The sequence below is a fragment of the Mesorhizobium sp. 2RAF21 genome, from assembly GCF_052115345.1.
GTDB classification, from domain to species: Bacteria; Pseudomonadota; Alphaproteobacteria; order Rhizobiales; family Rhizobiaceae; genus Mesorhizobium; species Mesorhizobium terrae.
Genome location: NZ_JBFRGM010000026.1, coordinates 43,515 through 68,340 on the forward strand (window position 1 = coordinate 43,515; position 24,826 = coordinate 68,340).

Genomic DNA, 24,826 nt, shown 5'->3' on the forward strand with positions numbered 1-24,826 from the left:
TTGTAGCGATGCAGTCGGCCCGAACGCATTACGGCGGCAGCTGCGGTGATGCCCTCGTCAGGGATTGGAAGCTGTTGCGTGAAGCTGCCGGTGAACCGCTGTCGCGCCATGGCTATTCCGCCGCGAGCTTGGTCTGGTCTTCCGCGAAGGCAGCGTTGTAGCCGAAGAGAGCCGCCGAACCGCCGGTATGCAGGAAGACCACTCGCTCTCCCTTCTTGAACTTGCTCTTGCGGCAATAGTCGATCAGGCCCGCCGCGCCCTTGCCCGAGTATACGGGATCGAGAAGAATACCCTCAAGCTGAGCGAACATGCGGATCGCCTCCAACGTGTCCTCACGCGGAATGCCATAGCCTTGCCCAACATAGTTGCTGTCGGCGACCACGTCCGATCGCGCAACGACATTGAAGCAGCCGAGCTTTTCGGCTGTCTGAAGAGCTAACTTGTAAACGCTCTCTTCCTGTTTTTCCTTCGGCGCGCGCACGCCGATGCCGGTCAGCGGAATATTGGCGTTGATAGCCTTAAGCCCTGTGACGAGGCCGGCCTGCGTGCCAGCGCTGCCGGTTGCGGTAACAATATGATCGATCACAAGGCTCCTGTCGTTAGCTTGCGACAACAGTTCGAATGCGCAGTTGACATAGCCTAGCGCGCCTGTGGCATTCGAGCCGCCACCGGGAATAACATAGACTTTACGACCCTCTCCGCGTAGTTTCTCGGCCACGCTTTCCATCTCGGTCTGCATGTCGGCCCCGCCCGCGCGTTTCGATGTGGTCGCTCCGTGCAGATGGTCGAGCAGCACATTGCCATTGCTGTTGTAATTCGCGTCATTCGAACCGGTACGATCCTCAAGAAGGATATGGCAGCCCATCCCAAGCTTTGCCGCGAAAGCCGCCGTCTGGCGCGCGTGGTTAGATTGTGTCGCGCCCTGTGTCATCACCGTGTCGGCGCCCATGGCCTGAGCTTCGGCCATCAGGAATTCCAGCTTGCGGGTCTTGTTGCCGCCAGTCGACAGGCCGGTGCAGTCGTCGCGCTTTATCCAGATCTCCGGTCCGCCAAGCTCCCGGCTGAGCCGGTCGAGCTTTTCGAGAGGAGTCGGCAGATGAGCCAGGAAGACGCGTGGAAAGCGAGCGAGATGCATATGGAAAACCTTCCGAAACTTGAACAAAGTGACACTCGCACGTCAAAATGACTCGTGCAAATTCGAAATTATCCACCTAAGATGCATATATTGCATCTTATGGAGCCGTTATGCGCCTCGAATGGCTTGAGGATCTCCTTGCTGTCGCCGAGACCGGATCGTTCCATGAAGCGGCGGAGCGGCGGTTTCTCACGCAATCAGCTTTTTCCAGGCGAATACAGAACATCGAAGATCATGTCGGAATAGAACTGTTCGACCGGACCCGAAAGCCGGTGCAGGTACGCCCGACAATGGCCGACAAGCGCGATCAAATCCAAAAGCTTGCCGTAGATCTGCGTCAGCTTGTCGTGGATCTCAAACTCGACGCTCGGGTCGCCTCGAATCGCGTCGTCCTTGCAAGCCAGCATTCGCTTACAGCGGCGTTGACGCCGCACCTTCTCAAGAAGTTGCGGCAGCAAAACGAGACGATCCACGTCCGCCTTCGTTCGGCCAATCTCGATGAATGCGTCGGCCTTCTGCTCTCACGCCAAGCCGATATCGCCGTCATCTACCGCGTGCCGGGAGAGGACCATCCCGTTAATGCCGGATATGTCGAATCGGCTATTATCGGCTTCGACCGGCTGATTCCGGTCTTCGATGCCGGTGCGCTTGACGATTTGGCCCTGAGAATCGCGGGGGACGAGGTTCCCTATATCGCTTATCCAGGTAACGTGTTCTTTGGCAGCATAATGGGACGACTAATCCTGCCGCGCCTGAGCGGTGCAACAAGGCTGATGCCGATCGCAGAAACGGCGCTCACACTTGCCGCGCTCGAGATGGCGGCAGTCGGCATAGCGGTGGCCTGGGTGCCCGAATCGCTCGCCAAACAGCGCATCAGGGACGGCGTTGTCGTGGACATCTCTGAGATGCTGCTTTCCTGCCCACTGGAAATCACGGCTGTCAGGTTGTCGGGAACGTCAGGACCGGTCGCCAGTGAAGTCTGGTCGCAAATCGCGCAGCTACCGCCTCAACGTGAGCCTCCGACGATCGGGACCACCGACACCGTCAGCGCGCCTCGTCGATGAATTCAGCAACGCTTCGGCCGCGCGAGTGCGGTGGCGCGCTGGATGGGTCAGGACGGCAAAGCTGCGTTCGGGCCTTGGTGCCCATGTGACGGAGCGTATCCGCACGACGCCCTGCGACACCGCTCCCTCGACCGCGCGGCGTGACAGTATGCTGATACAACGTCCGGCAGCAACAGCGGCCAGGATTGCCTCGTTCGAAGGCAGTTCGAGCGCGACATCGAGATCATCGACCGACAGACTCATGGCGCGTAGATGCGCCTCAAATTCGGACCGCGTACCAGACCCGGGTTCGCGCAGGACCCAGCTTGTCCGTCCGTAATCCAGCGCACCGAGCGAGCTAGACTTTGCGAAAAGATGATCGGGCGACATCACGAGTACAAGTTCATCGCGAGCAACGACGCGACGCCTGAAATCGTTCTGCGGCACGTCGCCTTCCACAAAGCCTAGGTCGGCCGCGCCATTTGTTACAGCCTGCGCCACTTGAGCGGTATTGCCGACCATAAGTACGAGATCCAGGCCGGCATGGCGTTCATGCAGCGTTATCAGAAATGGCGGCAGCCAATAGCTTGCCACTGTTTGACTCGCATGGATGCGCAACCGCCCCCGCACGTCCTGCGCTAGATCGGCAAGCACAAGTCGCGCTGTCTCTGCCTCAGCCATGACGGCCTGCGCCGCACCCATGAAAGTGCGACCGGCTTCCGTGATCCCGATGCCGCGACCGATCCGGTCGAACAGCCGCACCCCATGCTGCGCCTCGAACAGATCTTGCTCCGACCCCTGCCCTGCGCGATGCAGGTAGCAATCGCGTCCTGACGCTCCGCGTCATCGGCTTTCAGCGCCGCCGCCAATTGCTGAAACTCCTGCTCGTCGTCGGCGATCTGCGCCCACGCCGGACCAGCCGGCAGCAGGCCAAGAAGCATAGCCGTCGCGATGGTCGATTTCATTCGCATGCCGTTGTCCTTCCTCAAGATCACTTGCTCTGCGTCATGCTGCCGTCGAAGCCGCAGGAGGTTCCATGAAAAGTGGTGTAAGGTCCGGCGACCTCCGTCTTCAGCGCGTTCCCGTCGAGCGACAGTTCCACGCGGCAGACCGGCGCGGCGGGATCGTTCGGATCGTAGCTCTCGCCGAGCACCGCAGAGCCTTTCGGCTTGCCGTAAAGTGTGGCGGTGCCCGAACAGCCCGGCGCTCCGGTCGTAAACTCGATCACCAGATAGTCGGGTTTCGCGGTGCCGTGCCGGATGGTGGCCGAAAGTTCGCCTTCGCCGCTGCCCGCCCATTCGCGCACCCACGGATCGGCGGGCGTTGCCTCTGCCTTTGCCGAAGTCGTTTCGGAAACCTGAACGCACGTTGCGGCAGCGGCCGGCAGATAGGCGAGACAGACGCGCCGGGCGTTGTCATCGCGAATGTCCGGATCGGTCTCGTCGGCGGCATCGTCCGTCAGGAACCGACGGCCCAATAGACGAGGATATCGCCATCGGCCGACAGCGTGACCGGCCTCACTTCGAGGTCCATGCCGCGCGTGCCCTTGAGGCGGCGGGTTGTCCCGCTGTCGGGATCGGTGACGACGAGCCCGTCCTCGCCATTGTAGAACAGCCGCAGGCCGCTCGGGTCGAACTGGAAAAGGGTCTCATCCCGTCCATGCGCTGCGACCTTATCAGCACTACGTCCGCATCTCTATCACATTGATGAGTGGGCGCGCCGCGGCGGCGCAGCCTTCGCGCGTCGGGCCTTGGCCGGCAACGGCACTGTTGCCAATTGCGCCTCGTTTTCCAGCCGCGCCTGCCGAAGCCTTGCGGTCTTGGCCTCTCGCAGTTCAGCTTCGGCACCGACGATCGCCCGCGCGGTATAGTTCGTGATGTCGGCCTTGGTTTCGGCCTTGGAGGGCTTGGGTTTGAACAGGTTATGCTTGGTGATCATGCCGCTTCCTTCCTTCAATATGAAAAAACAAAAAGGCCGGGCGAACCCGGCCTCTCCTATGCGCCTCGATGATCAGTGCCAGTACATCCGTGGTCAAAGACCAGAAGCGCAATCTCGTTACGCAGCCAGAAGGTTCTCGGCCGCACTCTTGCCGTTGCGATTATCCTTCACAACGTCGAAGCTGAGCTTCTGGCCCTCAACAATGGTGCGCATCCCGGCGCGCTCGACGGCGGAGATATGGACGAACACGTCCGGCTGGCCATTGCCCTGCTCGATGAAGCCGAAGCCCTTGGTGGCGTTGAAGAACTTCACGGTTCCAGTATTCATGACGTTTTCCTTTCAATCGCGCATAGAAGATTGCTTGCCGTGCATGATGCGCGACAAACGGTTAGATCGATGCTGAGAGAGGAAGATCGCCGATAGCGCAGTTCGCGCCAGAAACAAAGTTCGACAAGCAAAATCGATATTTGCAAGGTAGAGGTAAACGGTGTCCGAAACAAGACGGCTGCGAAAATAAACCTGGAAGTGATCCGAGCCGGCCTTTTTTTGGCTTGGCCGTGGTCACTGGCCTATCGGCTTTGAACACTCGCGTACGACCAACTACTCCGCCAGCGAGTCGAGGAAGGCATTCCTGTCGAGCGTTCCCGACTGATGAGCGGCGACAAGCCGCTGGGCGATATTCTCGGCGTCCGGAGATTTCGGGTCGAGATCGAGGCGCGCGCAAGCGGAACCGAATATCTCCTGCAAGAGGGCGATTTGCTCGGGATCCATTATGCCCAAGCCTTCCAGCACCCGCACGACAGCCATCGATCCCTCCTTCGCCGAAGCTGATGTATGACTTACCATCCGCTTTGCCTGGGGTCATCGTGACACGTGCGGTCGCCAACAAAGCCATCGTGTCTCTATCAGGCATCGCACCACATAAGTTTTTCGCGGAACTGCCCGTAAACTCAAGAGTTTGTGATGGCATCCCGGCGTAGGCAGGTTCATGATGGGATCCGAGGAAGCAGCACGATTGGAGGCAGTGCGCCAGTACACTGCAGGCGACTCTTCCCCAGAAGCGACCTTCGACAGGATCGTGGCGCTCGCCGCCGAATTGCTATCGGCGCCGGTTGCCTTCTTCAGCGTCGTCGATACGAACCGCATATGGTTCAGGGCGAGATATGGCCTCCAGATTGACTACGTTGACCGTGAACCGGGCCTTTGTGCCAACGCGATCCTGCACGACAAGCCGTGGGTTATCGAGGACGCAAGCGCCACATCCGACGCCCGGGAAAACCGCCTCGTCAAGGAATTCGGACTGGCATCGTATGCCGGCGTGCCGCTTGCAGTCAGAGACGGTCACAGGCTTGGCACGCTATGCGTCCTGGACCACCTCCCGCGCACGTTTCGCGTCCGCGAGCTGGGTATTCTTGAAAGCCTCGCATTGCTGATCGTGGATCGGCTGGAATTGCGTCTTACTGCCCGAGAAGCTGCGCAAGCAGCATCCTCGGCGGCAAGATCTCGCGAGACCGCTCTTCAAACCGCCAACCGGTTGGTCAGCGACGGCCGGCTGCTGGCCGCCATAATTGCGTCTTCGCAGGACGCCATCGTGAGTAAGGACCTGAACGGCATCGTCACCTCGTGGAATCCGGCTGCGGAAGAGATCTTCGGCTATTCGGCGGCCGAGATGATTGGACGGTCGATCACGCGCATCATTCCCGACGATCGGCTGGACGAGGAAACCTTTGTTCTAGGAAGCATCCGACGGGGCGAGCGTATCGAGCACTTCGAAACCATCCGCCGCCGAAGCGATGGCAGGTTGATCCCGGTCTCGCTGACAGTCTCTCCAATCAAGGACGAGAACGAGACAATCCTCGGCGCCTCAAAGATTGCACGTAATATCTCAGACCGGGTTGAGAGCCAGAACCGCATCCACGCCTTGTTGCGGGAAGTCAACCACCGCGTGAAGAACCAGTTCGCCGTCATCCTTTCGTTGATCCGGCAAACGAACGGCAGAGCCCATGACGCCGAGCAGTTCGAAACCAAGATCCGCCAAAGGATCATGGCGCTCGCCCGCTCACATGACCTGCTGGTCAGTCGCAACTGGGGCGGGGCCCCCATCCAGGATGTGCTGAAGGCGCAAATCGAGGGGTTCGATCATCCGGACCGGATCTCCGCTTCTGGCCTGGAACTCCTGCTTTCGCCCATGGCCGTGCAATATCTCGGCATGGCCTTCCATGAGCTGTTCAGGAACGCGACCGATCACGGTTCTCTCTCGGCCGAGGCCGGGAGGGTCGAAGTCCATTGGGATATAGTTGACAGGAATGATGAGGAATGGCTCGCCCTGACGTGGAGGGAGAGCGGCGGCCCGACAAATGCCATGGTCACGGAAGGCGGACTCGGCAAGATCATGGTGGAACGGATTACGCCGGCGGCGATCGGAGGCTTGGGTAGGTTTATCGAGCAGCATGACGGCGTGAGGTGGGAGCTGCAGGCGCCACTCCGTCAATTGGAACCCCAGAACCTGAACGTCGATTAGACATCGACAGCGCGGCGACAGGATTTCTGTTAGGAGCATCCACCGCGCCCGTGTCCGGGCGCAGTGGAGTATTTTATCCCTGGGTCAGCCCATATTCCGTCTCGCGCTTCACGCCAGCGCCGGGTCCGGATAGACAAAGGCACCGCCTCCGCCTGTTCTCGGCCGAATGGCTGCCGACACGGGACAGGGCGGCGGATCGTCGTCGTCGTCGCGCCGGCGCCGCGGTACGATGCGCGTCCAGTTCCGGAACGTCGATCGAGATCGACGCTGCGGCGGTCGTCGCCGCAGACCGGGGGCCCGCTTGCTGGCAGGCCCGAGATCGTTGCCGGCATCGAGCGCCTTCAGCGCTTGCAGGATCTCATCCACTTTAACAAGGGAGCCGTCCTCCAACTGACGCATTGACGGTGCGCCAGGAACGGCGTGGGCATCGGACGCCCACGAAGCCAGCAGCGCCCGTTTCTCGGCACGGCTCATCTTCGGATCACTGAGGACTTCCTCAGGCCGCTGGAATATCGGACGCCATGTACCACGCCCAACATCATGACTATTCGTGTCCTGTAGGCTCGTTAGGTCTATCATCTCCGTTTCTCCGCAATCCGTGCCTCCCGAAAAGACGGGGAGGCAAATCGCAGTTTTGAGGACCTCGGAACTCAGGCAGCCTGGCGCCGCGGTTCCGTGTCCTGGCTGATCTTCCTCTTCGCAACGTCCTTTGCCGGCGCGGCGCTTTCGGCCGATCCGATTGTGATCCGCCGCGGCTTGAGCTCCTCGGGAATCTCGCGCACGAGGTCGACCGAAAGGAGGCCCTTCTCCAAGGTGGCACGCGCGACCTTGACGTGGTCGGCCAGCTTGAAGGCCTGCCGGAAATTGCCGATCGCCAATCCCCGGTGGAGAATCTGCCGGTCGCCCTCTTCGGGCTTTTTCTGCCCGGTCACAATCAGCTCGGGGCCGTGCTGGGTCAGCTCGACTTCTTCCGGGCTGTAGCCGGCGATTGCCATGGTAATGCGGTAGTCGTTTTCGCCGGTCTTCTCGATGTTGTAGGGCGGCCAGTCCGAACGCACGCCGTTTTCGAGCATGTCGAAGAGACGGTCGAAGCCGACCGTCGAGCGGTAGAGGGGATTATAGTCGCTTCTCATAGCCATATCCTCCGTAAAGCAACATGGGTAAGCAGCGTCACAGCGTCTCTGTGACGCCAATTCGTCGGGCCGTAGCCCCGACGGAAATCGATTTGGGGACACCCAAAAAATCGTTCAAGAGGGACCAGCAAGATTTTTTCCGCGGGATGTTTCCTCCCCGCCAGAGCAGGCGAATTTTCGCGTCGTAGTGTCACTGATAAGACCGTTGCAGCCATTCGTGAGCGCATCTCGGGTCTCGCCGCCGGGGCGGTATCGATATCTCGGCAACCGTTGCCCTTTTTGCGCGCCCGGCCGAAACATCCTATGTTGAAGCCGCTGCAAGGTCGCATCCGGCCTCGCACGTAAGTCGGGCGAGCAAATCGAAGCCTTCCTTGCATTCGCAAAATCTTTCGAGGACGTGCTCCAAGGGTGTTGGTAGTGATCGTTGAAGAGTCGCCCGCATCACCGCGCAGAGATGAACTTCCTTACCGGTTGAAGCAGCAGCAGCTGCTTTCCGAGTTCGGGCGGATGGCTTTGCGCGTCGAAGATCTTGGCTCGCTTCTTCAGCGTGCGACCGAACTGTGCGCGCAAGGTCTCGAGGCCCCCTATTGCAAGGTGTTGGAATATATCGAGAGCCGCAATTGCCTGCTGTTGCGCGCCGGCGTCGGCTGGTCCGAAGGCGAGATCGGGCACGTCACTCTCGGAGCGGACCTCGAGTCGCCCTCCGGGTTCGCTTTCCATACGCGCGAGCCAGTTCTGTCCAACCATCTCCTGGCGGAGACCCGGTTCCGCACCCCGAAGCTTCTTGCCGACCACGGCATCAGACGAGCCGTAAACGTTTTGATCGACCTGGGTGGTCGCGATCACGGGCCCTTCGGCGTTCTCGAGGTCGACAGCGCCAATCCGGGAAAATTCGACGAAGCCGACGTGACGTTTCTGACCGGCTTCGCGGGAATTCTGGGCGCCGCGATCGAACGGCATCGCGGCGATTTGAAACTCCAGGCCTCGCTCGAACGACAAGCGCTGCTGACGCGCGAAATGAGCCACCGGGTCAAAAACAGCCTTGCCGTGGTGGGCAGCCTTTTACGTCTGAGCGCCGGGCACCTGCCGGATGACGCAGCCAAGGCGCTTCTCGGCGACGCCGAACACAGGGTCGCAACAATCGCCAAGGTCCACGACCATCTCTGGCGGGGCGAGAAGGTGGACGAAATCGATCTTGGCGCGTTCGTGCGCGAACTCTGTAACGATCTCGACCAGACGGTAGGCGCCGTAGAAATCCGGTGCGACGCCGACACGGCGCAGGTGAACACCGACTACGCCATTCCCGTCGGGCTGATCGTCAACGAGCTTGTCACCAACGCGCTGAAATACGCCTACGAGCCGGAGCAGGATGGGATCATCGAGGTCGCGCTAAAGCGCGGCGATAGCGAGATCGCGCTCAGTGTCACCGATTTCGGCAAGGGGTTGCCTGCGGATTTCGATATCCATGCACCGCGCAAGAGTTTCGGGCTGCGTGTCATCGCAAGCCTGATCAGGCAGATCAACGGAACCCTCAAATCGCAGGCGGCGCAGACCGGAACAAGAATTTCGGTGCGCTTCGCACCCACGCAGAATAGCGGTGTCTGACTCTCGTGGTTCAGGTTCGGTACAATCTCCGTCGATCGAGCTTTCGAGCCGGTACCCTTCAATGGCTCATCACCGAGATCTGGGTGAGCTCTGCACCAGCCTCGTTTGAACATGGGCTGGTAGTCTCAACAAGAATGTCGTTGCGGCGAGCGAAGGCAACGAGGGTTGCGCGCACTGTTTCCGGGTCGACCTCGCCGACGATACCAGCCTTACAAGCATTGAGCGCGGCGATATGGGCGCCGCCGCGGTGCGGTGCGGGCCAGTCCTGAAGTAGGGCATATGCCTCCATCACAGTCTCGATCGTCACCGGGAAACCCATGCCGACGAGGATAGTGACAGGGTCGTCAAAGCGACCGTGACGCATGGTTCAGACCTCCCCTTGATAGAGCGACGACCGCGCCGCTCCGGCCCCCAACGGAACCGGCCGCAGCTCGGTGCGAATACGGCAATTGCGCGGTTGTTCCGTTCAGCGGATGTCTGTTTGCCCGCATGACGCTCTCGACATTCGACGGCAGCTTGATGGGTGCGTCTGACGTGGATGCGGACTGTTCCTGGCGCGGCAATGGCAGCGCCCTGTACGCCTTCACCAGCGCCTCCAGCCAGGCGCCGACGACAAGAGGCACCGCCGCCCTGCCGTCAAGCCAGGACGCGATTTCGTTCTCCGTGTAGCCGAGCTGGTCGGCAAGATCCGACTCGTCCCATCTCAGGACCTTCAGACATTCGCGCAGGCGCGACCCGATCACGACAGTTCCTCCTTCTTGTCTGACAGCTGCCGAGCCGCCAGGAACATGATTGTGTAGGCGGCCTTGCGACGATCCCAGCCGGCGGCTTCAGCCTCTTGGAGAAGTGCTGCGAGCTGCGGCGCAAGCACCTCCTTGCACTCGGTCTCGTAGGCAAACTCGGTTTTGGAATGCGTCGGCGGCGCGATCCGGGCGACGCTGCTCATCATATTCATGGCAAAACCCTGTTGGCGGTTGAAAATGGATGAGGCCGCGCCCGCCCGCGAGGCGGGCACGACCATGCTCGTTTCGTCAGAAGTCCATTCCGCCGCCGCCCGGCATGGCCGGGACAGGCGCTTCCTTCTTCGGTTTCTCGGCCACCATCGCCTCCGTGGTCACCAGCAGGCCGGCGACCGAGGCAGCACCCTGGACGGCCGTGCGCACGACCTTCGCCGGATCGATGACACCCTGCTTGTAGAGATCGCCGAACTCGTTGGTCTGGGCGTTCCAGCCCCAGCCGAACTCACCCTTCTCGCGCAGCTTGCCGACGATGATCGAGCCTTCCGCGCCGGCGTTCTCGGCGATCTGCCGCACCGGCGCCTCGATGGCGCGGCGGACGATCTCGACGCCCGTCTTCTGATCGGCATTGTCGACGGCGATGTTGTCGAGCGCTTTGGCGGCCCTCAGCAGAGCGACACCCCCGCCCGGCAGAACGCCTTCCTCGACAGCGGCGCGGGTCGCATGCAGCGCGTCGTCGACGCGGTCCTTACGCTCCTTCACCTCGACCTCGGTCGAGCCGCCGACGCGGATCACCGCGACGCCGCCGGCGAGCTTCGCCAGCCGCTCCTGCAACTTCTCGCGGTCATAATCGGAGGTGGTTTCCTCGATCTGGGCCTTGATCTGCGTGACACGGCCCTGGATTTCTTCCTTGCGTCCGGCGCCGTCGACGATGGTGGTGTTCTCCTTCTCGATCACCACCTTCTTGGCGCGGCCGAGCATCTGCAAGGTCACGTTCTCCAGCTTGATGCCGAGATCCTCACTTATGGCTGTGCCGCCGGTGAGGATAGCGATATCCTCGAGCATGGCCTTGCGGCGGTCGCCGAAGCCCGGAGCCTTGACGGCCGCGACCTTGAGGCCACCGCGCAGCTTGTTGACGACGAGCGTGGCCAGAGCCTCGCCTTCGACGTCCTCGGCGATGATGAGGAGCGGCTTGGACGACTGCACGACCGCTTCCAGCACCGGCAGCATGGCCTGCAGGTTGGAGAGCTTCTTCTCGTGGATGAGCACATAGGGCTCTTCGAGCTCGACGCGCATCTTGTCCTGGTTGGTGATGAAGTAGGGGGAGAGATAGCCGCGGTCGAACTGCATGCCTTCGACAACTTCCAGCTCGGTCTCGGCCGTCTTGGCTTCCTCGACGGTGATGACACCCTCGTTGCCGACCTTCTGCATCGCCTCGGCGAGGAAGCGGCCGATCTCCGCGTCGCCATTGGCCGAGATGGTGCCGACCTGGGCGATCTCGTCGTTCCTGGTGACCTTCCGGGCATTGGCCTTCAGCTCGGCAACGACGGCGTCCACCGCCTTGTCGATGCCGCGCTTCAGGTCCATCGGGTTCATGCCCGACGCCACGGCCTTGGCCCCTTCCCTGACGATCGCCTGAGCGAGAACGGTCGCAGTCGTCGTGCCGTCGCCAGCATTATCGCTGGCCTTGGACGCGACTTCGCGGACCATCTGGGCACCCATGTTCTCGAACTTGTCCTCGAGTTCGATCTCCTTGGCGACGCTTACGCCGTCCTTGGTGATGCGCGGTGCGCCGAACGACTTGTCGATGACAACGTTGCGGCCTTTCGGGCCAAGCGTCACCTTCACCGCATTGGCAAGAATGTCGACACCACGCAGCATCTTCTCACGGGCTTCTGCGTGGAACTTTACCTCTTTCGCAGCCATTGGATCACTCCTTTCATTCCAGGCAGCTTCATTGACTGGTTAATTGTTCGAAGAGCCGTCAGGCGGCCTTCTTCAACGTGGCCGTGTTCTCGATCACGCCCATCACGTCGCTTTCCTTCATGATGAGCAGATCCTCGCCGTCCAGCTTGATCTCGGTGCCGGACCATTTGCCGAACAGGATGCGGTCGCCGGCCTTGACGTCGAGTTCGACGAGCTTGCCCGCCTCGTCGCGCGCACCGGGACCGACGGCAATGACCTCGCCTTCCTGCGGCTTTTCCTTCGCGGTGTCGGGGATGATGATGCCGCCGGCCGTCTTTTCGTCGGCCTCGATGCGGCGAACCAGGATACGGTCATGCAATGGACGGAACGTCATGTCGTTCTCCTTCTGGACAAACAGATTTTGAGGTTCCTCCACACCGAACCGGCAATATCGGACCGATGCGAGGCGCGGCGATCCTTTCGTCAGGTATCGCGCGCGCATACGATCTGGTTTGGGCATTTCCCGGTTTCAAGAGGGAAATGCAAAAATCTTAGCACTCACCCTATGAGAGTGCCAACGGGCTGTTATCGCGTCGTTATTCCGCCTCGCAGAGGAATTTTCCCGCTTGAACTTTCCGAACGATCGAACAAAATTATTCGAGCCTTCGCCATTGGCGAGGCTGTGAAACCGGAACCTGACAAAGGAGCTTTTTGGAAAGACGGAGGACCGAGATGAACCGCCAGAACCCCACGCCGATCATCCCTTCTCTTGTACCCGAAACATCAGATCTTGCGCTCGACCGTCTGCTTGCGCCAGCCAGGCATTTCAAGCACCCCGACGAGGTGCTGACAGACAAGACGCTCGACCTGAAGGAAAAGCGTGCGATCCTCTCCTCCTGGGCGTCGGACGCGTGCGCCATAGACTCCATGCCGGCGCTGCGCCAGCCGCCGGGAGCGGAGCGGCCGATCTCCTTCGACCAGATCATGGACGCCTTGTGCAAGCTCGACCACGACGTGTCAGCGCGCACGATGACGTCCGGCGAATTGCGTCGTGATTTCGATAGGCTCGATGCCTGAAGCCGCGGGGAAAGGAGACCCATGAAGACGGTAAGCAGGGAATTTCGCCTGCAGATGGAAGGGTACGGCCTGACCACGGCCGAAATCCACTATCATCTGCCCGACCATCCCAGCCTGCTCCAGCTCTATGTCTGGCAGGACTATGACCTTGCGCCGGAGTTTCCGGAACTGAAGGGCTTTCTTGGATACTGGGAGCGCGAACTGGAGGGCGCGCTGCACTCGGTGCGCGTCGCCCACCACCGCCTTATCGAACCTTCCGAATGGCGCGCCGTCGACGGCATTATTGCCATCCACTGAAACTCGTCTCGGGCCGCAGGACATTGATCACCGATGCCTTGGCGTGAGCGGGCTGCCGACCCGACGGCACCAATCCGGCGCGCTTGGCCGCCTTGAGGAACGCCTTGCGCGCGTCGCGCGCGCTGCGCCATCCGTCCAGCGCGTCGCGGCAGGCGCGCAGAGCAGCACGCCAACTCCGTCCGCGCGCCCAGTCGGGCCATTGTTGGTCCAGGCATTCCAGCGCCTCAAAACTGCTGGTGACATTGCGCGACCCGGTGGAAAACTCGAGCGTAACAGGACCGGGAAACCGAACGTCGTTCATCACTTCCTCCATTCTTTAACGTCTTTTGCGAGCAAGCAATCGCGGGCATTATCCTCACGCCGATCATCGAGATGGCTGGCGATCCGACCGGCGTCAAGTCGGCGCGCATCCGGATCCATGCGGAGTGGCTATCCGATCATCAGGCTGAAAAACATCAATCTTCTTCATCGACATCCAGAAGATCGATCAGTTCCGCGACGCGCGTTCCCGGCAGCGGTCGTCCTTCACCCATCAGCGCCTCGTCGCCGTTGAGCCACGCCCAGGCTTCGCGCAGTTCCTCGAAGGAGGCGCCGGTCGCCATGAGTTCGGCGATCAGCGTTTCGTCCGTCGGCCCGAGAACCGACACGATCTCTTCCCGTGTGATCGCCATGGCCAGTCCTTTCCATATCAATCCGTCAACCCTTCGGAGGCGCGAATTGGCGATGCCATAATGCGCACCGGACAAAGGCGTTCCGCCCGTCGGCACGACGAAGGCGATTCTGGTCATGACGTCCGGAAACCGAATTCCCAAATCGCTTTTTGCCGGCGCCTGAAGAGGCCGGCGAAAGGTCAAGGAGCGCCGCTGCCTTGGCGCTCCTCGTATCTATGTTGCTCAGTTGGAGGATGTAGCTATGAGAACCACATTCGACTTCACTCCCCTGTTCCGGTCGAGCGTCGGCTTCGATCGAATGTTGAACGCTCTCGAAACCGCGAGCCGCATCGACACCGTGGACAACTGGCCGCCCTATGACATCGCCAAGACAGGCGAGAACGACTACCGCATCACCATGGCGGTGGCCGGCTTCGGCCAGGACGAGCTGGACATCACCCAGGAGCGGAACATGCTCATGGTGAACGGCCAGAAGGCTGACGAGGACAAGGGCGAATATCTGCATCGCGGCATCGCCGGCCGCGCCTTCCAGCGCCGTTTCGAACTGGCTGACCATGTCAAGGTCGTGAACGCCAGTCTCGTCAACGGCCTGCTGACGATCGATCTCAAGCGCGAGATTCCCGAGGAGATGAAACCGCGCCGGATCGAGATCGCAGCCGAGCAGGCGACGCCGAAGGTCGCGACGAAGAAGATCGAGGCCGAGAAGCAGGCCGCCTGAGGCCATTCACCAGCGCCCTTCTCGTAAGGCGTCGGGCAACATGCCCGGCGCCAGCGGGAAAGCATTGCCAATCGAACGAACGAAAGGAGAAGAACAATGAGTGTCCGTGATCTGATTCCTTGGAGCCGGAACGATGGCAACCAGGTTCCGAGCGTCTTCCGCGAAGGTGAGCGCGATCCGTTCCTGTCGCTGCATCGCGAGGTGAACCGCCTGTTCGATGACGTTTTCCGTGGCTTCGGATCGAGCCTTCCCGCTTTCGGCGTTTCCGCTTTCAGCGGCGGCTGGCCGAGCGTCGAGATCTCCAACAGCGAAAAGGAGATCAGGGTGTCGGCCGAGGTGCCCGGCCTTGAGGAAAAGGACATCGAGGTCCTGCTCGACGACGGCGTGCTGACGCTGAAGGGCGAGAAGCGCTCCGAGACGGAGGACAGGGACAGACAGTTCTCCGAACGCTATTACGGCCGCTTCGAACGCCGCATCCCGGTTGGGTTCGAGCTCAAGGAAGACGAGGTCGACGCGCGCTTCAAGAACGGCGTGCTGACGGTGACCTTGCCGAAGACCGAGAAGGCGCAGTCGCAGGTCAAGCGTATTGCCATCAAGAACTGACGCATGGCAGGCGCCGGCGGCGGATTTGTCGCCGCCGGCAGCATCCTTCGCCAAAGAGGGAAGGATGAGCGGGTCAGACGGGAGTCATGACTGGCGCGCTAGCACATTGAGAGCGAACGCTTCAGCGAAGCAAAAGCAATCCGCTCTGCAGATTCTAGTGTGGCCAAAGCCGAAGAGATTGCGCAGGCGGCCCTCGTCCTGCTTTCCGAGCGTGCGAGCTTCGTGATCAGCAGCCCGATGATCGCGGACGGCGGTATGTCCGTTCGGCTGACATAGAGACCGCCAGTTCTGTCCCGCGTGGCTGCATCGGCCACGCGGGACAGAAGCCGTTCTTCGCGGGCGCTATTTGAGCGGCAGGAACAATTCCACGACCACCTCATGTGCGGGCACCTCCGGGATGAGAGCGAGCCGGCGCTGACAATAGATCGGGAAGTCACGCGCTTCCTCGCCGCTGTCCGGCAGCCAGTCACGATAGAGGTAGAGTGCGGCGGGTTCGAGATTGTTGGTGTTGCCGGGATAGCACAGCACCGCACAGCGCCCGCCGGGGATCACGCCGGCCTTCATCCCCTCGTCGTTCGCCTCGACCGGCTGGTCGGTGCCGACGCACAGGTCCATGCTGTAGTCGGCCGGGTTCGCGGGACACCTTTCGGATCGAAAGACCATGAAGCTGGAGCGGCCTGTCTCGGGCGACAGGTCCGTTGCCTTGCACCAGGTCTTGAACCGCTCGATGGTCGCGCCGAGCGTTGCCCTGTCGCCCCGATGCTCCATGATCGCCACCGGCGTCGGGGGCATGTCGCGGATGGTCACGTCGTCGTCAGTGAAGATGATCTGCATGAGCTTGTTCCTTGCGTTGTCCAGAGGCCCGAAGGCGGCAAGCCACGGCGCCCAGTCGGGCGACTTCCGGAACGACGAAGGCGACTGCCCGAACCGTTGCTGAAAGGCGCGGGCGAAGGCATCGGGAGCATCGTAACCGGCATCCATCGCTATGTCCGTGACGCTTTCGGCGTCGTTCCAGGCCAATTGGCGCGACGCGCGCCGCATACGGGCGAGTTGGACATAGCGATGGACGGACAACCCGAACGTTGCCGCAAACTGCCGGTGGAAATGAAACTTCGAGAAGGCGGCGACCCGGCTCAGCGTTTCCAGATCCAGATCGCCGTCGATGCCGGTCGATATGATCCAGCACCCGCTGCATCCGGGCATGATAGGTCTGAAGCGCCGCCTTCATCGTTTCGTTCTCCGTGGCGGCTCCATCTAGAGGTTCAGGGCCGTGACGCGCTCGACCGATCTTGCGGTTTCGGCAGATCACGCATGGTTCTAACCATGGATCGCCAGCGTCCCTACCGCCGCTGCCATCAGAACGACGGCACCCGGCAGATGGCTCCATTCACGACAGCGGATCAGCGTCGCCGCCGCGGCCAGCAGGATCACGCTACTGCCTATCGCGCCGGCCCACCATGTAGCCGGCACCAACAGCAGCAATCCCGCAATGATCTCGAGCCCGCCTGTCACCCGATGAAAACCGGCTGGATAACCCCAGCGCACAAAGGACTCGAGCACTGACCGAGGACCGACGAAATTGACGATGCCGGCCCCGATCATCACGACGCCGAGCGCAATCGGAAGCCCGACCGCGAAGAGTTTGACTACTGGCATAGGATGGCCCTCACGCTGTTGGCTGCCGGGGTCCGCCATGCGTACCCGGCTGGCCGAGCGGTGCGAGGGCACCGATCTGGGTGAAGATGTCGAGCGTGTTGAGTTCGTCCCAATGCTCGACGAAGCGTCCGTCCTCCACGCGCCAGATGTCGATCGAGCGCATGGCGAAGGAGTTGCCTGTCGCGGGATAGCCAAGGAAGTCGCCCGTGTGCGTTCCCTCATAGCGGTAGCGACCGACAAGGCGCGAGCCATCCGCCGAGACGAAGACGTCTTCGGCGTACACCTTCAGGTCGGGCACGCCCGCGACGATCGCGCCGAAGACCTTCTTGACGCCCTCGGGGCCGGGTTCGGCGAAGGCGTTGTGGTTCACATAGTTGGGCGCGACGATCTCATCGAAGCGCGACACGTCGTGACCGGATACGATCTCGGCGAAGAGGTAGCCGAGGGCTACGGGATCGGTTGACATTGAAGTCTCCTACGTTAAACGAGACTAATTGGTCTCGTAATGGTATATAGTGAGACTGATCAGTCTCGTAAAGGACCACTGATGACCAACTCTGCCTTGCCCCGCCCCGGACGCGTTCTCGATCCAGCCAAGCGCGCGGCGATCCTCGAAGGCGCGCGCGTTGTGTTCATGCGCGAGGGGTTCGCGCTGGGTTCGATGGACGCGGTTGCCGCCGAAGCCGGCGTGGGCAAGCAGACCATCTACCGCCACTTCCGGTCGAAGGAGGCACTGGTCGAAGCGCTGGTCGAGGCGATGTGCGCGCCAGAAGTCGTCCGGCCGCCGACAAGGCCGTTGCCGGCCGCACAGCGGCTTCGCGAACTGTTGCTGGCGTTCGTGACCGGCGTCACAAGTCCGGACAGCATCCGGCTTTACCGCGCCATCGTTGCCGAGGCAGATCGAATGCCTGACCTCGGACGCTTGTTCTGGGAGGCCGGACCGCGTCAAGTCCGGGTCGCAATCGCACAGCTATGGGCCGAAGAGCACGATGCCGAAACGGCGCCTGTCGTCGCAGAGCAGCTCGTCCAACTGGCGCTGGGCGACGGGTACCAAGAGTTGGTCCTGGGAACGGGGTCGCCCAAACCCGAGGTCTTCGGGCATCAGATCGATGCCGCGCTGGCGCTCCTGGAAGTGACGTCGCACCACCCCGTCTGTCCAGCAGAAGACTAAGCATAGCGAGAGAGCCTTATGATGCCTTCTTCAAAAAAGCTGGTCCTGCGAGCGTTGGCAGGAGAGCGGACTGAACGACCTCCCATCTGGCTAATGCGTCAGGCAGGCCGTTACTTGCCGGAATACCATGTCACGCGGGACGCCGCCGGAGGCATGCTGAGCTTGTGTAACTCGCCTCAATATGCCGCGGAGGTCACGCTCCAGCCGCTCCGGCGCTTTCAACTTGACGCTGCAATCCTGTTCGCCGATCTCCCGCAACTCGCGGCGGCACTTGGGCAGACTCTAGAGTATCGCGAAGGCGACGGTCCTGTCCTAAGCCCGCCAATCCGTTCCACCGACGACATCCAACAGCACCTGAGCCTATCGCGTCTCCATGAGGAGTTGGCCCCAGTCTACGAGACGGTTCGGCTGCTGTCGGCGTGCCTTCCCTCAGAAGTCGCTCTCATCGGCTACGCTGGTGCACCGTGGACGGTGGCCACATACATGGTCGAAGGTCGGGGTGGAGGCGAGTCCGATCATGCGATCATCAAGCAATGGGCGCTGAGCGATCCAAATGGATTTCAACCGCTCATTGACATGCTGACCATTGCGACAACCCAGTTCTTGGAGCGGCAAATCGAATCCGGAGCCGAAGCAATACAAATATTCGAGAGTTGGGCCGGGATATTGCCAGAGCCGTTCTTCCGGCGCTGGTGTGTTCAACCTGTCGCTAATATTATTGAGACGCTTCGACAGAAACACCCTCATATACCTGTCATCGCTTTCCCCCGAGCCGCAGGCCTCTTATACCAGGGGTATGCTCAGGCTACCCATGCTAATTGCATTGGGCTCGATAGCACCGTCCCATTGGGCTGGGCCTCCGAGACCATTCAGCGAAGGCTAGGTCGCTGCATCCAAGGTAACCTCGATCCGCAATTGTTGGTTGTCGGAGGGCAGGCGCTGGCTGCCGACGCTGAACGCATTCTTCGTGATGCGAGCGAGGGGCCGTTCATTTTCAACCTCGGACACGGTATTCTAAAGACGACACAACCCGAACATGTCGCAGCACTGGTTCGCCAAGTAAGGGCCTGGCGTTCGTAGCAGCTCTCGACCCTCCCTCATGCAGTGGCGAATATCCTAAGTTTTGCGTCAAGCCGAGGCGCCGCCGTCGATGACAATATCCTGGCCGACGACATAGGAGGCAGAATCGGATGCCAGCCAAAGCGCGGCGGTGGCTATCTCATCGGTTGTCGCCACACGCTTGGAAGGATTGGTGGCGGCCACACGTGCATCGCGCGCTGCGCGATCCTCGCCGGGGCGCATAGACAGCGGCGTATCTACTGGCCCAGGGCAAAGGCAGTTGATGCGGATGCTGTGCGCGATGGCCTCCAAGGCCGCCGTTCTCGTCAGGCTGCTGACAGCGGCCTTGGAGGCGGCGTAGGCTCCTAGCGTCGGACGAACGATCCGTGCTCCGATATTCGAGCCGATATTGACGATTGCTCCGCCGCCGGTGGCCTTCATCGAGCGGATTTCATGTTTCATCGACAGCCACAGACCGGTCACGTTGACCTGAAAGACACGGGCGAACGCTTCCGCGTCCATGTCATCGACCGGGCCGCCTAGTACGATCCCTGCGGCGTTCACCGCGATGTGTAACGATCCAATGCGCTCGACCAAGGCGCCAACCGACGCCTCATCTGTAACATCGACCGAAACGCAGAGGGCATCGCCACCCGCCTTACGGATCATTCGTGCGGTATCTTCCAATTCCGACAGCCTGCGGCCTGCCACCACCGTCCTCATTCCTGCCTTGGCGAAAGTCATGGCGATGCTGCGCCCGATACCGCTACCTGCACCGGTAACAAGGGCTGTCTTGCTGGAAAGCTCAAAGTTGGACATGGATCTGCCTATTTATGTATTAATCGGCACACAAATAGGCAATTGCGCAGCCCCTGTCGAGCGACATATATATGTCGATCAGTACAAAAAGAGAAACGCATGGCTGAACGAGGCCGTCCGCGAAATTTTGACCGCACGCAAGCGTTGGATCGGGCGTTGATGGCGTTCTGGCAAGACGGTTTCGAGGCGACGTCGATGACTGATCTTGTCGAGGCGATGGGGATCAACTCTCCCAGCATCTATGCGGCGTTCGGATCGAAGGAACGCTTGTTCGCGGAGGCGTTGCGGCACTACGGCTCGTTCTACGCTAACGCGTTGCCTGACGCTTTGAACAAAGCGCCCGATACGGCAAGTGCGATGGATGCGATGTTCGAAGCGGCGGTCGACCTTTTTACACGATCGGACACACCAGGCGGCTGCTTCGTCGTGAACTCAGTTGCCAGCAATGCGCCGAACAGCCCCGAAATGGAGGAATCCTTGAAACAGCTCCGGCGGGAGCGTTTGGAGCAGATAGCCGAACGCTTGGCCAGGGACGTGCGCAGCGGCAGCCTTCGGCATGATACGCCTGTTCAGGAACTGGCTGACCTCTATGCCGCGATCCTCCAGGGGCTTGCACAGGCCGCACGCGACGGCCTTGGCAAGGAGCGTCTGGCAAAGTTGTCCGGCCAATCCAGGAATCTCATTTCTCCCTGGATGATGGATTGAAGTATTGACGTGTGTGCGGCGGGATGGCTTAGTCCGTCGCATCGTCCGGTTTTTCGCGCCATCGTGGCCGAGGCCAGTCGAATGCCGGGCCTGGGACGCTTGTTCTGGGAGGTTGGGTCGGGTCTGGAAGCGCCGCTCGGCGTCGGCGATGAGGAGGGTAGCTCTGTTTCATCACCCCATCGCGGTCCTTCGCGTCGAGCCAGGTGTTCTGGATCGCCAAGGATTCAATTTGGCCGTTTGGGGGCCGTTACCGGCCTGTCCGGTTCCAACGCATGCCCCGCGGATTGCCGCCGTTCGGCATACCGTTGGCGTTTCTGATGGCCTATCCGATCGTGAACACTCACGCTCTTGGTGCGGTTACAAAGGCTTTGAAGGCTTGGGAGATCGTATTTCGGCCGGCCTGCATGTGCCGGCAGTTGAATTGTAGCGCTTGTTCAGGGACGCAAGCCGACCTTCCAACCGTCCGTGGCCCTGTCCAGGTGCTGTTCGGTGACGGTGTTCGGATCATCGCGCGCCTCTAGCAAAGCGTGGTCGCCGTCGACCGCGACGCTCATGATCTGCTTTCGCCGTGCCTCGCCCTGAGCGCCACCGCGCATGCGGGCGAGAAACTCGTTGAATCCTTCCTCTCCGAACATTTCCGCCATGCCCTTCAGGTCGGCAAGCTTCTCGGGAGTCATGTAAGGGATTGCGGCCTTGAGACCTCCCTCGATGAGCGCGTGCTCGTAGGCGAGAAAGGCGTCGGCCTGCGGTGATTTCCGGGCGGCTTCACCTTTGAGCGTCTGCGCTCCGGCCGCGCTCGCGACAAAAAGAGTCAATATGGCCATAGCAAGAATGGGGTGCCGCATCAGAATCCATTTCTATCAACTGGCCGACCAAAAACGATTGTCAAAATCTGTTCTGACGGCGCCCGCACCTTCGCTCTTCGGCGACCTGGAGACTATTGTGCTTCGCGCAATAGCGGACCACTATCATACGATAGTGGTCGCCCGCCGGTGTCGGCGCGTGTGGAGGGGGAGACGCCAATGGGCGTTGCGATCTCCAGGATCGGGCACCTTGTCATGCAGGGCGTGCTGGACAGCACGGCTTGGGACGAGGGTTTGTCGGCCATTACGCGGGCCGTGCGGGCGGACCACCTCGTCGCCGTTCTCCCTCATGAAATGGATGACCCCCACGCGCTCGTCACGCCGCTTGCCTGGGGAAGCGGCGTTGCCGACGAGAACATCTGGGCCTTGGCAGATTATCCCGCCGACGTGGCGGTGCTCTCGCGCCTGCTGCCGGCGGGCAGGATGGTCCTGCAGGATGACGTGGTGCCGCTGCCGGTCCTGTGTCAACTGGCCGTGTTCGAAGGCGCGATCAGGCCGATGGGCGGGCGCCACGCCGCCGTTGCGCGCACAACGGCGGGCGGCTTTGTCGCTGCCTGCCGAGGCCGGATAGAAAAGCCGTTCTCGGATAGTGAGCGGGCGACCCTGACGGACCTGCTGCCGATACTGACATCGGCCCTGAACCTGAAACGGCATGTGCAGTTGCTGAAGGGTCGGGTCGCCACGCTCGAAGCTGCCCTTGACGATCTCTCGACCGGCGTGATCTTCCTCGATGTGCAGCGGCGTGTCCTTCGCGCCAACAGCGCCGCCGAGACTATTTTCGCCCGGACGGGACAACTGCTGACCATGCCGGCGATGCTGTGGGGCGGCGGCGGAATGGAGAGCCGCCGGCTCGCCCGGATCATCGACGAGAGTTCCGGCGCGATCACGCTTGTCCGCAGCGAAACGGCATTGCCGCTGGCGGTTCGGGCGCTGCGCATGCCTGCGCCGGAAGGCGGCGCGATCCCGGTTCCCCGAAAGACGGCGACGATCCTGTTCGTGAGCGATCCAAATCGCCCGGCGCCGGCCGGTATAACGGGCCTCTGTGCTGCCTTTGGATTGACGCCACGCGAAACCGACATCGTGGCGTTGCTGGTGGCGGGAGAAGGACCGGCGGACATCGCGGCCAGGCTGGGAATTTCTCTCGGGAACGTCCGTGGCCACCTGAACCGCATCTTCGGCAAGACCGGCACGGGCTCTCAGGCCCAACTCGTCGCATTATGCCTCTCGGCCATCCATTGAGGCGAACCGCAGGGTGTAGAACCTGAAGGGCGTAAACGGCGTCTGCTATAGTTCGGAGAGTATTTCCCGCTTTCGGGCCTCGTAATCCTCCCGTGTAATTGCGCCGACGTCTCTCAACCGGGCAAGCTCACGGATACGGTCCTCAATGGTATCGGCGGTGCGAGCCGGCTGACGAACTTTAATTCGGATTCCTTTTACTGGCCACGCCCAACTGGACGTTGTGGTCTCCGACAAGGTCAATCCGCTCAGCTTGTCTTGCGCAAAGGAGCCAACCCTGCGCGCGCCCAGTGACAGCACGTACCGGAAAGGCATCATGAGCAGCGGCCACAAAGCGAACAGCGCGGTGGCGTAGATGAAGCTGGAAAAGAACAGGCCTCTCGCCGTCACCGGCTGTCGCGAACCGTCGTCGCCGACGCAAAAGAGCTCGCGGGTGACGCCGAACTGCCCCGGCTTGTAGGAATATGAGGACGACACCGTTTCCAGCTTGCCTCTACAGATTATTGGCGCGGCGATATGGGTCAGCGGCGGATAGAGCGCACCACCGGCCACCCCGATCATGGTGCCCATAAACAGGCTGATGACCAAGCGCATCGTCAGCGAAAGCGCCCGAAGTGCGCGCAGCCACGACGCTTTTTTCACCGGATTCGGGTTGGGATATTCTTTGCCGATCATCGGTCCATGGCCGGCTATCGTGCCGCCGCAGTAGCGGCCAGATCAATCGTTCACGCTAACGTCCGTGAACTGAAACCCCGCCGGTGTGCTGGTGAAGGTGAAGATGTTTTCGTAACAGGAGATATGGTAATTGTCGTTGTTCTCCTCATCACGATCATAGACGGCTTTTTCGCGCAGGATGCAGGCTCGATTTTTCTTGGTAAAGAACTCCGGATAGGCTTTCGCACGGAATTGGGCAGCATCAGAATATGTCTTATCCTCCATGAAGGGCAGCTTGGTCATGCCTGCGATGGTTGATGAATCGTTGGCTTTCAGGGCTGCTCGAAACTTCGCGATGAATCCGTCAAACTCTGTCTGTATTGCATGCGTTGCGGCCGCCTTTTTCGCTGCATGAGCGAGAGGAGCCGCCGGGCTCAGGAGAATGGTGGCGAGAACAATTCGGACCAGGATGTTCATTGTAGCGTTTCCCTGGGAGACGAGGTTTGGCTCCCTCGGAGCTGGGGCAAGACTCCACGATAATGACGTAGCGCAGCGGCTGCACCACTATCGAATGGTAGTGGCGGGCGGCAATCCCGTCGTCGCTGCGATGCCGGGCCACAGCGAGTGACGATCACTACGTTACGCTATGGCGCTCAGCACTTCGCTTTCCGCGGACTCATCGGAAAGCAAGATTGCTACGAATATGCAACGCATGCCGAGAGCACTATTCCTCGGCTGGGGAAGGCCCTGGCCAACGCGGCGACTTCGGGCTCCAACCTCGCGAGAAGGCCTGGAAATAAAGGACCGCGAGGTTTTCGCGGCACATTTCTGCCTGGAACATCCCGATCGAGTGTTGCTGGTCATAGGCGGTGTCGCATCGCTCGCCACGGTGGCGGTAAAGACTGAGCTGGGCGCGTCGCAGACGGTCCAGAAAGGCCGTCTCGCACTTGGCGATGACCGTTTCCGCCAACTCGGCGTCTCCGCTCGAACCCCAGGCGCATTCCTCATGCAGTGCATGTGCGGCCAGGCAATCGGATACAGCCTGCAAATTCTCGCTGAAGATCGGCTCGTCTCCAGCAGGGCATTTTTCGGCGCGTGCGGGGGAGGCATCGACGACCATGGCCATGCAAGCGGCCGCAACCATCGATGGCCATGAATTCAGCACCCTGAACGCCCTCGTAGCGCGTGATTCCGTTCGCAATGATGATCGAACGCGCTGGCCACGCCGCTATCGGATGGCAGCGGAGCAACTATGCGCGGGGACCTTTTCGGCCGGGACG

General features: G+C 61.0%; 33 protein-coding genes and 2 pseudogenes. 12 read left to right on the plus strand and 23 right to left on the minus strand.

Translation table 11 applies throughout. The features are described from left to right. Window positions 1-112 precede the first annotated feature (112 nt). Window positions 113-1,135, minus strand: a complete 1,023-nt coding sequence (locus AB4136_RS29290; RefSeq protein ID WP_137901651.1) for a D-cysteine desulfhydrase — start codon at window positions 1,133-1,135, stop codon at window positions 113-115. Window positions 1,136-1,245: 110 nt separating this feature from the next. Between AB4136_RS29290 and AB4136_RS29295 the strand changes: the two genes are divergently transcribed. Then, the gene (locus tag AB4136_RS29295) at window positions 1,246-2,199 is read left to right on the plus strand and encodes a LysR family transcriptional regulator (RefSeq protein WP_137901650.1); all 954 of its coding nucleotides are present in this window, start codon (window positions 1,246-1,248) and stop codon (window positions 2,197-2,199) included. On the opposite strand, the gene AB4136_RS29300 is transcribed toward AB4136_RS29295, so the two are convergent. The 5 genes from AB4136_RS29300 to AB4136_RS29320 form a co-directional block, all read right to left on the minus strand. Further along, on the minus strand, window positions 2,134-2,940 hold the full coding sequence (locus AB4136_RS29300; protein WP_137901649.1) for a LysR substrate-binding domain-containing protein: 807 nt from the start codon (window positions 2,938-2,940) through the stop codon (window positions 2,134-2,136). The two genes, AB4136_RS29295 and AB4136_RS29300, sit on opposite strands and share 66 nt — an antisense overlap. A 229-nt stretch (window positions 2,941-3,169) precedes the next feature. Continuing rightward, a complete protein-coding gene (locus AB4136_RS29305; RefSeq protein ID WP_137901648.1) occupies window positions 3,170-3,655 on the minus strand; it encodes a hypothetical protein in 486 nt (161 codons plus the stop codon). Between the two features lie 221 nt (window positions 3,656-3,876). Then, window positions 3,877-4,116, minus strand: coding sequence for a hypothetical protein (locus AB4136_RS29310; protein ID WP_137901647.1), 240 nt, complete (start codon window positions 4,114-4,116; stop codon window positions 3,877-3,879). Window positions 4,117-4,233: 117 nt separating this feature from the next. Beyond that, window positions 4,234-4,443 carry a cold-shock protein gene (locus AB4136_RS29315; protein WP_137901646.1) on the minus strand — a complete coding sequence of 70 codons (210 nt, stop codon included), beginning with the start codon at window positions 4,441-4,443 and terminating at the stop codon, window positions 4,234-4,236. A gap of 273 nt (window positions 4,444-4,716) precedes the next feature. Next, complete coding sequence (locus tag AB4136_RS29320; RefSeq protein WP_137901645.1) at window positions 4,717-4,923, minus strand: hypothetical protein; 207 nt, start codon at window positions 4,921-4,923, stop codon at window positions 4,717-4,719. A 181-nt stretch (window positions 4,924-5,104) separates the two neighbouring features. Between AB4136_RS29320 and AB4136_RS29325 the strand changes: the two genes are divergently transcribed. Continuing rightward, window positions 5,105-6,637, plus strand: coding sequence for a PAS domain S-box protein (locus AB4136_RS29325; protein WP_137901644.1), 1,533 nt, complete (start codon window positions 5,105-5,107; stop codon window positions 6,635-6,637). 108 nt (window positions 6,638-6,745) lie between these two features. Here the strand turns inward: AB4136_RS29325 and AB4136_RS29330 are convergent, their stop codons facing one another. Both AB4136_RS29330 and AB4136_RS29335 read right to left on the minus strand, forming a co-directional pair. Then, window positions 6,746-7,111, minus strand: coding sequence for a hypothetical protein (locus tag AB4136_RS29330; RefSeq protein WP_137901643.1), 366 nt, complete (start codon window positions 7,109-7,111; stop codon window positions 6,746-6,748). A 176-nt stretch (window positions 7,112-7,287) separates the two neighbouring features. After that, window positions 7,288-7,770 carry an Hsp20 family protein gene (locus AB4136_RS29335; RefSeq protein ID WP_137901642.1) on the minus strand — a complete coding sequence of 161 codons (483 nt, stop codon included), beginning with the start codon at window positions 7,768-7,770 and terminating at the stop codon, window positions 7,288-7,290. A gap of 507 nt (window positions 7,771-8,277) precedes the next feature. Between AB4136_RS29335 and AB4136_RS29340 the strand changes: the two are divergent. Together AB4136_RS29340 and AB4136_RS29345 are read left to right on the plus strand one after the other, a co-directional pair. Then, a pseudogene (locus AB4136_RS29340) lies at window positions 8,278-8,664 on the plus strand (GAF domain-containing protein); the annotation flags it as partial. 12 nt (window positions 8,665-8,676) lie between these two features. After that, window positions 8,677-9,375: a sensor histidine kinase gene (locus tag AB4136_RS29345; RefSeq protein WP_441932010.1), complete on the plus strand. Its 699-nt coding sequence runs from the start codon at window positions 8,677-8,679 to the stop codon at window positions 9,373-9,375. 58 nt (window positions 9,376-9,433) lie between these two features. On the opposite strand, the gene AB4136_RS29350 is transcribed toward AB4136_RS29345, so the two are convergent. Genes AB4136_RS29350 through groES form a run of 5 tightly spaced genes read right to left on the minus strand, consistent with a single transcriptional unit; the run spans window position 9,434 to window position 12,411 of the window. Then, window positions 9,434-9,739 carry a DUF982 domain-containing protein gene (locus AB4136_RS29350; protein WP_137901640.1) on the minus strand — a complete coding sequence of 102 codons (306 nt, stop codon included), beginning with the start codon at window positions 9,737-9,739 and terminating at the stop codon, window positions 9,434-9,436. Beyond that, on the minus strand, window positions 9,720-10,118 hold the full coding sequence (locus AB4136_RS29355; protein ID WP_137901639.1) for a helix-turn-helix domain-containing protein: 399 nt from the start codon (window positions 10,116-10,118) through the stop codon (window positions 9,720-9,722). The genes AB4136_RS29350 and AB4136_RS29355 overlap by 20 nt, the downstream gene beginning before the upstream one ends. After that, a complete protein-coding gene (locus tag AB4136_RS29360) occupies window positions 10,115-10,396 on the minus strand; it encodes a hypothetical protein (RefSeq protein ID WP_441931996.1) in 282 nt (93 codons plus the stop codon). Before AB4136_RS29360 ends, AB4136_RS29355 begins: the two co-directional genes overlap by 4 nt. A 10-nt stretch (window positions 10,397-10,406) precedes the next feature. Further along, window positions 10,407-12,038 (minus strand): chaperonin GroEL, encoded by a 1,632-nt coding sequence (gene groL / locus AB4136_RS29365; RefSeq protein WP_137901638.1) that lies wholly within the window; start codon window positions 12,036-12,038, stop codon window positions 10,407-10,409. Window positions 12,039-12,096: 58 nt separating this feature from the next. After that, the gene (gene groES, locus AB4136_RS29370) at window positions 12,097-12,411 is read right to left on the minus strand and encodes a co-chaperone GroES (RefSeq protein WP_137901637.1); all 315 of its coding nucleotides are present in this window, start codon (window positions 12,409-12,411) and stop codon (window positions 12,097-12,099) included. A 338-nt stretch (window positions 12,412-12,749) separates the two neighbouring features. Here groES and AB4136_RS29375 point away from each other — a divergent pair, with 338 nt between their 5' ends. Continuing rightward, window positions 12,750-13,094 carry a hypothetical protein gene (locus tag AB4136_RS29375; RefSeq protein ID WP_137901636.1) on the plus strand — a complete coding sequence of 115 codons (345 nt, stop codon included), beginning with the start codon at window positions 12,750-12,752 and terminating at the stop codon, window positions 13,092-13,094. Between the two features lie 21 nt (window positions 13,095-13,115). After that, entirely contained in the window at window positions 13,116-13,391 is a 276-nt protein-coding gene (locus AB4136_RS29380; protein ID WP_137901635.1) for an usg protein, read from the plus strand. Here the strand turns inward: AB4136_RS29380 and AB4136_RS29385 are convergent. Both AB4136_RS29385 and AB4136_RS29390 read right to left on the minus strand, forming a co-directional pair. After that, entirely contained in the window at window positions 13,375-13,704 is a 330-nt protein-coding gene (locus AB4136_RS29385; RefSeq protein ID WP_441931998.1) for a DUF982 domain-containing protein, read from the minus strand. The two genes, AB4136_RS29380 and AB4136_RS29385, sit on opposite strands and share 17 nt — an antisense overlap. Window positions 13,705-13,846: 142 nt before the next feature. Then, entirely contained in the window at window positions 13,847-14,062 is a 216-nt protein-coding gene (locus AB4136_RS29390; protein WP_137901693.1) for a hypothetical protein, read from the minus strand. A gap of 241 nt (window positions 14,063-14,303) precedes the next feature. Between AB4136_RS29390 and AB4136_RS29395 the strand changes: the two genes are divergently transcribed. Beyond that, complete coding sequence (locus tag AB4136_RS29395; RefSeq protein ID WP_137901634.1) at window positions 14,304-14,780, plus strand: Hsp20 family protein; 477 nt, start codon at window positions 14,304-14,306, stop codon at window positions 14,778-14,780. Between the two features lie 96 nt (window positions 14,781-14,876). Then, on the plus strand, window positions 14,877-15,383 hold the full coding sequence (locus AB4136_RS29400; RefSeq protein ID WP_137901633.1) for an Hsp20/alpha crystallin family protein: 507 nt from the start codon (window positions 14,877-14,879) through the stop codon (window positions 15,381-15,383). Window positions 15,384-15,725: 342 nt separating this feature from the next. Here AB4136_RS29400 and AB4136_RS29405 read toward each other — a convergent pair. The 3 genes and pseudogenes from AB4136_RS29405 to AB4136_RS29415 form a co-directional block, all read right to left on the minus strand. Next, window positions 15,726-16,611 (minus strand): annotated as a pseudogene (locus AB4136_RS29405) (AraC family transcriptional regulator). Window positions 16,612-16,700: 89 nt separating this feature from the next. Beyond that, window positions 16,701-17,039: a DoxX family protein gene (locus tag AB4136_RS29410; RefSeq protein ID WP_171021020.1), complete on the minus strand. Its 339-nt coding sequence runs from the start codon at window positions 17,037-17,039 to the stop codon at window positions 16,701-16,703. Between the two features lie 10 nt (window positions 17,040-17,049). Next, complete coding sequence (locus AB4136_RS29415) at window positions 17,050-17,505, minus strand: ester cyclase (RefSeq protein ID WP_137901631.1); 456 nt, start codon at window positions 17,503-17,505, stop codon at window positions 17,050-17,052. An 81-nt stretch (window positions 17,506-17,586) separates the two neighbouring features. On the opposite strand from AB4136_RS29415, the gene AB4136_RS29420 reads away from it, so the two are divergent. Together AB4136_RS29420 and hemE are read left to right on the plus strand one after the other, a co-directional pair. Next, complete coding sequence (locus AB4136_RS29420; protein ID WP_137901630.1) at window positions 17,587-18,210, plus strand: TetR/AcrR family transcriptional regulator; 624 nt, start codon at window positions 17,587-17,589, stop codon at window positions 18,208-18,210. A gap of 18 nt (window positions 18,211-18,228) precedes the next feature. After that, the gene (gene hemE / locus AB4136_RS29425; RefSeq protein ID WP_441932001.1) at window positions 18,229-19,290 is read left to right on the plus strand and encodes a uroporphyrinogen decarboxylase; all 1,062 of its coding nucleotides are present in this window, start codon (window positions 18,229-18,231) and stop codon (window positions 19,288-19,290) included. Between the two features lie 48 nt (window positions 19,291-19,338). On the opposite strand, the gene AB4136_RS29430 is transcribed toward hemE, so the two are convergent. After that, entirely contained in the window at window positions 19,339-20,088 is a 750-nt protein-coding gene (locus tag AB4136_RS29430; protein ID WP_137901629.1) for an SDR family oxidoreductase, read from the minus strand. 99 nt (window positions 20,089-20,187) lie between these two features. On the opposite strand from AB4136_RS29430, the gene AB4136_RS29435 reads away from it, so the two are divergent. Then, a complete protein-coding gene (locus AB4136_RS29435; RefSeq protein ID WP_137901628.1) occupies window positions 20,188-20,793 on the plus strand; it encodes a TetR/AcrR family transcriptional regulator in 606 nt (201 codons plus the stop codon). A 434-nt stretch (window positions 20,794-21,227) separates the two neighbouring features. On the opposite strand, the gene AB4136_RS29440 is transcribed toward AB4136_RS29435, so the two are convergent. Continuing rightward, window positions 21,228-21,638 (minus strand): hypothetical protein, encoded by a 411-nt coding sequence (locus tag AB4136_RS29440; protein WP_137901627.1) that lies wholly within the window; start codon window positions 21,636-21,638, stop codon window positions 21,228-21,230. Window positions 21,639-21,851: 213 nt separating this feature from the next. On the opposite strand from AB4136_RS29440, the gene AB4136_RS29445 reads away from it, so the two are divergent. Continuing rightward, window positions 21,852-22,895, plus strand: a complete 1,044-nt coding sequence (locus tag AB4136_RS29445; RefSeq protein ID WP_137901626.1) for a LuxR C-terminal-related transcriptional regulator — start codon at window positions 21,852-21,854, stop codon at window positions 22,893-22,895. A 45-nt stretch (window positions 22,896-22,940) separates the two neighbouring features. Here AB4136_RS29445 and AB4136_RS29450 read toward each other — a convergent pair whose 3' ends face one another. The 3 genes from AB4136_RS29450 to AB4136_RS29460 form a co-directional block, all read right to left on the minus strand. Next, window positions 22,941-23,567 (minus strand): SHOCT domain-containing protein, encoded by a 627-nt coding sequence (locus AB4136_RS29450; RefSeq protein WP_137901625.1) that lies wholly within the window; start codon window positions 23,565-23,567, stop codon window positions 22,941-22,943. A 42-nt stretch (window positions 23,568-23,609) separates the two neighbouring features. Continuing rightward, window positions 23,610-24,023: a hypothetical protein gene (locus AB4136_RS29455; RefSeq protein WP_171021019.1), complete on the minus strand. Its 414-nt coding sequence runs from the start codon at window positions 24,021-24,023 to the stop codon at window positions 23,610-23,612. Window positions 24,024-24,270: 247 nt separating this feature from the next. Continuing rightward, complete coding sequence (locus AB4136_RS29460; RefSeq protein ID WP_137901624.1) at window positions 24,271-24,672, minus strand: hypothetical protein; 402 nt, start codon at window positions 24,670-24,672, stop codon at window positions 24,271-24,273. Window positions 24,673-24,826: the final 154 nt, after the last annotated feature.

Excerpts from the sequence above, each read along its gene's own strand:
- AB4136_RS29290 (WP_137901651.1), bottom strand. The coding sequence starts at position 1,135 with ATGCATCTCGCTCGCTTTCCACGCGTCTTCCTGGCTCATCTGCCGACT.
- AB4136_RS29295 (WP_137901650.1), top strand. The coding sequence starts at position 1,246 with ATGCGCCTCGAATGGCTTGAGGATCTCCTTGCTGTCGCCGAGACCGGA.
- AB4136_RS29310 (WP_137901647.1), bottom strand. The coding sequence starts at position 4,116 with ATGATCACCAAGCATAACCTGTTCAAACCCAAGCCCTCCAAGGCCGAA.
- AB4136_RS29315 (WP_137901646.1), bottom strand. The coding sequence starts at position 4,443 with ATGAATACTGGAACCGTGAAGTTCTTCAACGCCACCAAGGGCTTCGGC.
- AB4136_RS29320 (WP_137901645.1), bottom strand. The coding sequence starts at position 4,923 with ATGGCTGTCGTGCGGGTGCTGGAAGGCTTGGGCATAATGGATCCCGAG.
- AB4136_RS29325 (WP_137901644.1), top strand. The coding sequence starts at position 5,105 with ATGATGGGATCCGAGGAAGCAGCACGATTGGAGGCAGTGCGCCAGTAC.
- AB4136_RS29330 (WP_137901643.1), bottom strand. The coding sequence starts at position 7,111 with ATGAGCCGTGCCGAGAAACGGGCGCTGCTGGCTTCGTGGGCGTCCGAT.
- AB4136_RS29335 (WP_137901642.1), bottom strand. The coding sequence starts at position 7,770 with ATGAGAAGCGACTATAATCCCCTCTACCGCTCGACGGTCGGCTTCGAC.
- AB4136_RS29350 (WP_137901640.1), bottom strand. The coding sequence starts at position 9,739 with ATGCGTCACGGTCGCTTTGACGACCCTGTCACTATCCTCGTCGGCATG.
- AB4136_RS29360 (WP_441931996.1), bottom strand. The coding sequence starts at position 10,396 with ATGGTCGTGCCCGCCTCGCGGGCGGGCGCGGCCTCATCCATTTTCAAC.
- groL (WP_137901638.1), bottom strand. The coding sequence starts at position 12,038 with ATGGCTGCGAAAGAGGTAAAGTTCCACGCAGAAGCCCGTGAGAAGATG.
- groES (WP_137901637.1), bottom strand. The coding sequence starts at position 12,411 with ATGACGTTCCGTCCATTGCATGACCGTATCCTGGTTCGCCGCATCGAG.
- AB4136_RS29375 (WP_137901636.1), top strand. The coding sequence starts at position 12,750 with ATGAACCGCCAGAACCCCACGCCGATCATCCCTTCTCTTGTACCCGAA.
- AB4136_RS29380 (WP_137901635.1), top strand. The coding sequence starts at position 13,116 with ATGAAGACGGTAAGCAGGGAATTTCGCCTGCAGATGGAAGGGTACGGC.
- AB4136_RS29385 (WP_441931998.1), bottom strand. The coding sequence starts at position 13,704 with ATGGAGGAAGTGATGAACGACGTTCGGTTTCCCGGTCCTGTTACGCTC.
- AB4136_RS29390 (WP_137901693.1), bottom strand. The coding sequence starts at position 14,062 with ATGGCGATCACACGGGAAGAGATCGTGTCGGTTCTCGGGCCGACGGAC.
- AB4136_RS29395 (WP_137901634.1), top strand. The coding sequence starts at position 14,304 with ATGAGAACCACATTCGACTTCACTCCCCTGTTCCGGTCGAGCGTCGGC.
- AB4136_RS29400 (WP_137901633.1), top strand. The coding sequence starts at position 14,877 with ATGAGTGTCCGTGATCTGATTCCTTGGAGCCGGAACGATGGCAACCAG.
- AB4136_RS29410 (WP_171021020.1), bottom strand. The coding sequence starts at position 17,039 with ATGCCAGTAGTCAAACTCTTCGCGGTCGGGCTTCCGATTGCGCTCGGC.
- AB4136_RS29415 (WP_137901631.1), bottom strand. The coding sequence starts at position 17,505 with ATGTCAACCGATCCCGTAGCCCTCGGCTACCTCTTCGCCGAGATCGTA.
- AB4136_RS29420 (WP_137901630.1), top strand. The coding sequence starts at position 17,587 with ATGACCAACTCTGCCTTGCCCCGCCCCGGACGCGTTCTCGATCCAGCC.
- hemE (WP_441932001.1), top strand. The coding sequence starts at position 18,229 with ATGATGCCTTCTTCAAAAAAGCTGGTCCTGCGAGCGTTGGCAGGAGAG.
- AB4136_RS29430 (WP_137901629.1), bottom strand. The coding sequence starts at position 20,088 with ATGTCCAACTTTGAGCTTTCCAGCAAGACAGCCCTTGTTACCGGTGCA.
- AB4136_RS29435 (WP_137901628.1), top strand. The coding sequence starts at position 20,188 with ATGGCTGAACGAGGCCGTCCGCGAAATTTTGACCGCACGCAAGCGTTG.
- AB4136_RS29440 (WP_137901627.1), bottom strand. The coding sequence starts at position 21,638 with ATGCGGCACCCCATTCTTGCTATGGCCATATTGACTCTTTTTGTCGCG.
- AB4136_RS29445 (WP_137901626.1), top strand. The coding sequence starts at position 21,852 with ATGCAGGGCGTGCTGGACAGCACGGCTTGGGACGAGGGTTTGTCGGCC.
- AB4136_RS29450 (WP_137901625.1), bottom strand. The coding sequence starts at position 23,567 with ATGATCGGCAAAGAATATCCCAACCCGAATCCGGTGAAAAAAGCGTCG.
- AB4136_RS29455 (WP_171021019.1), bottom strand. The coding sequence starts at position 24,023 with ATGAACATCCTGGTCCGAATTGTTCTCGCCACCATTCTCCTGAGCCCG.
- AB4136_RS29460 (WP_137901624.1), bottom strand. The coding sequence starts at position 24,672 with ATGGCCATGGTCGTCGATGCCTCCCCCGCACGCGCCGAAAAATGCCCT.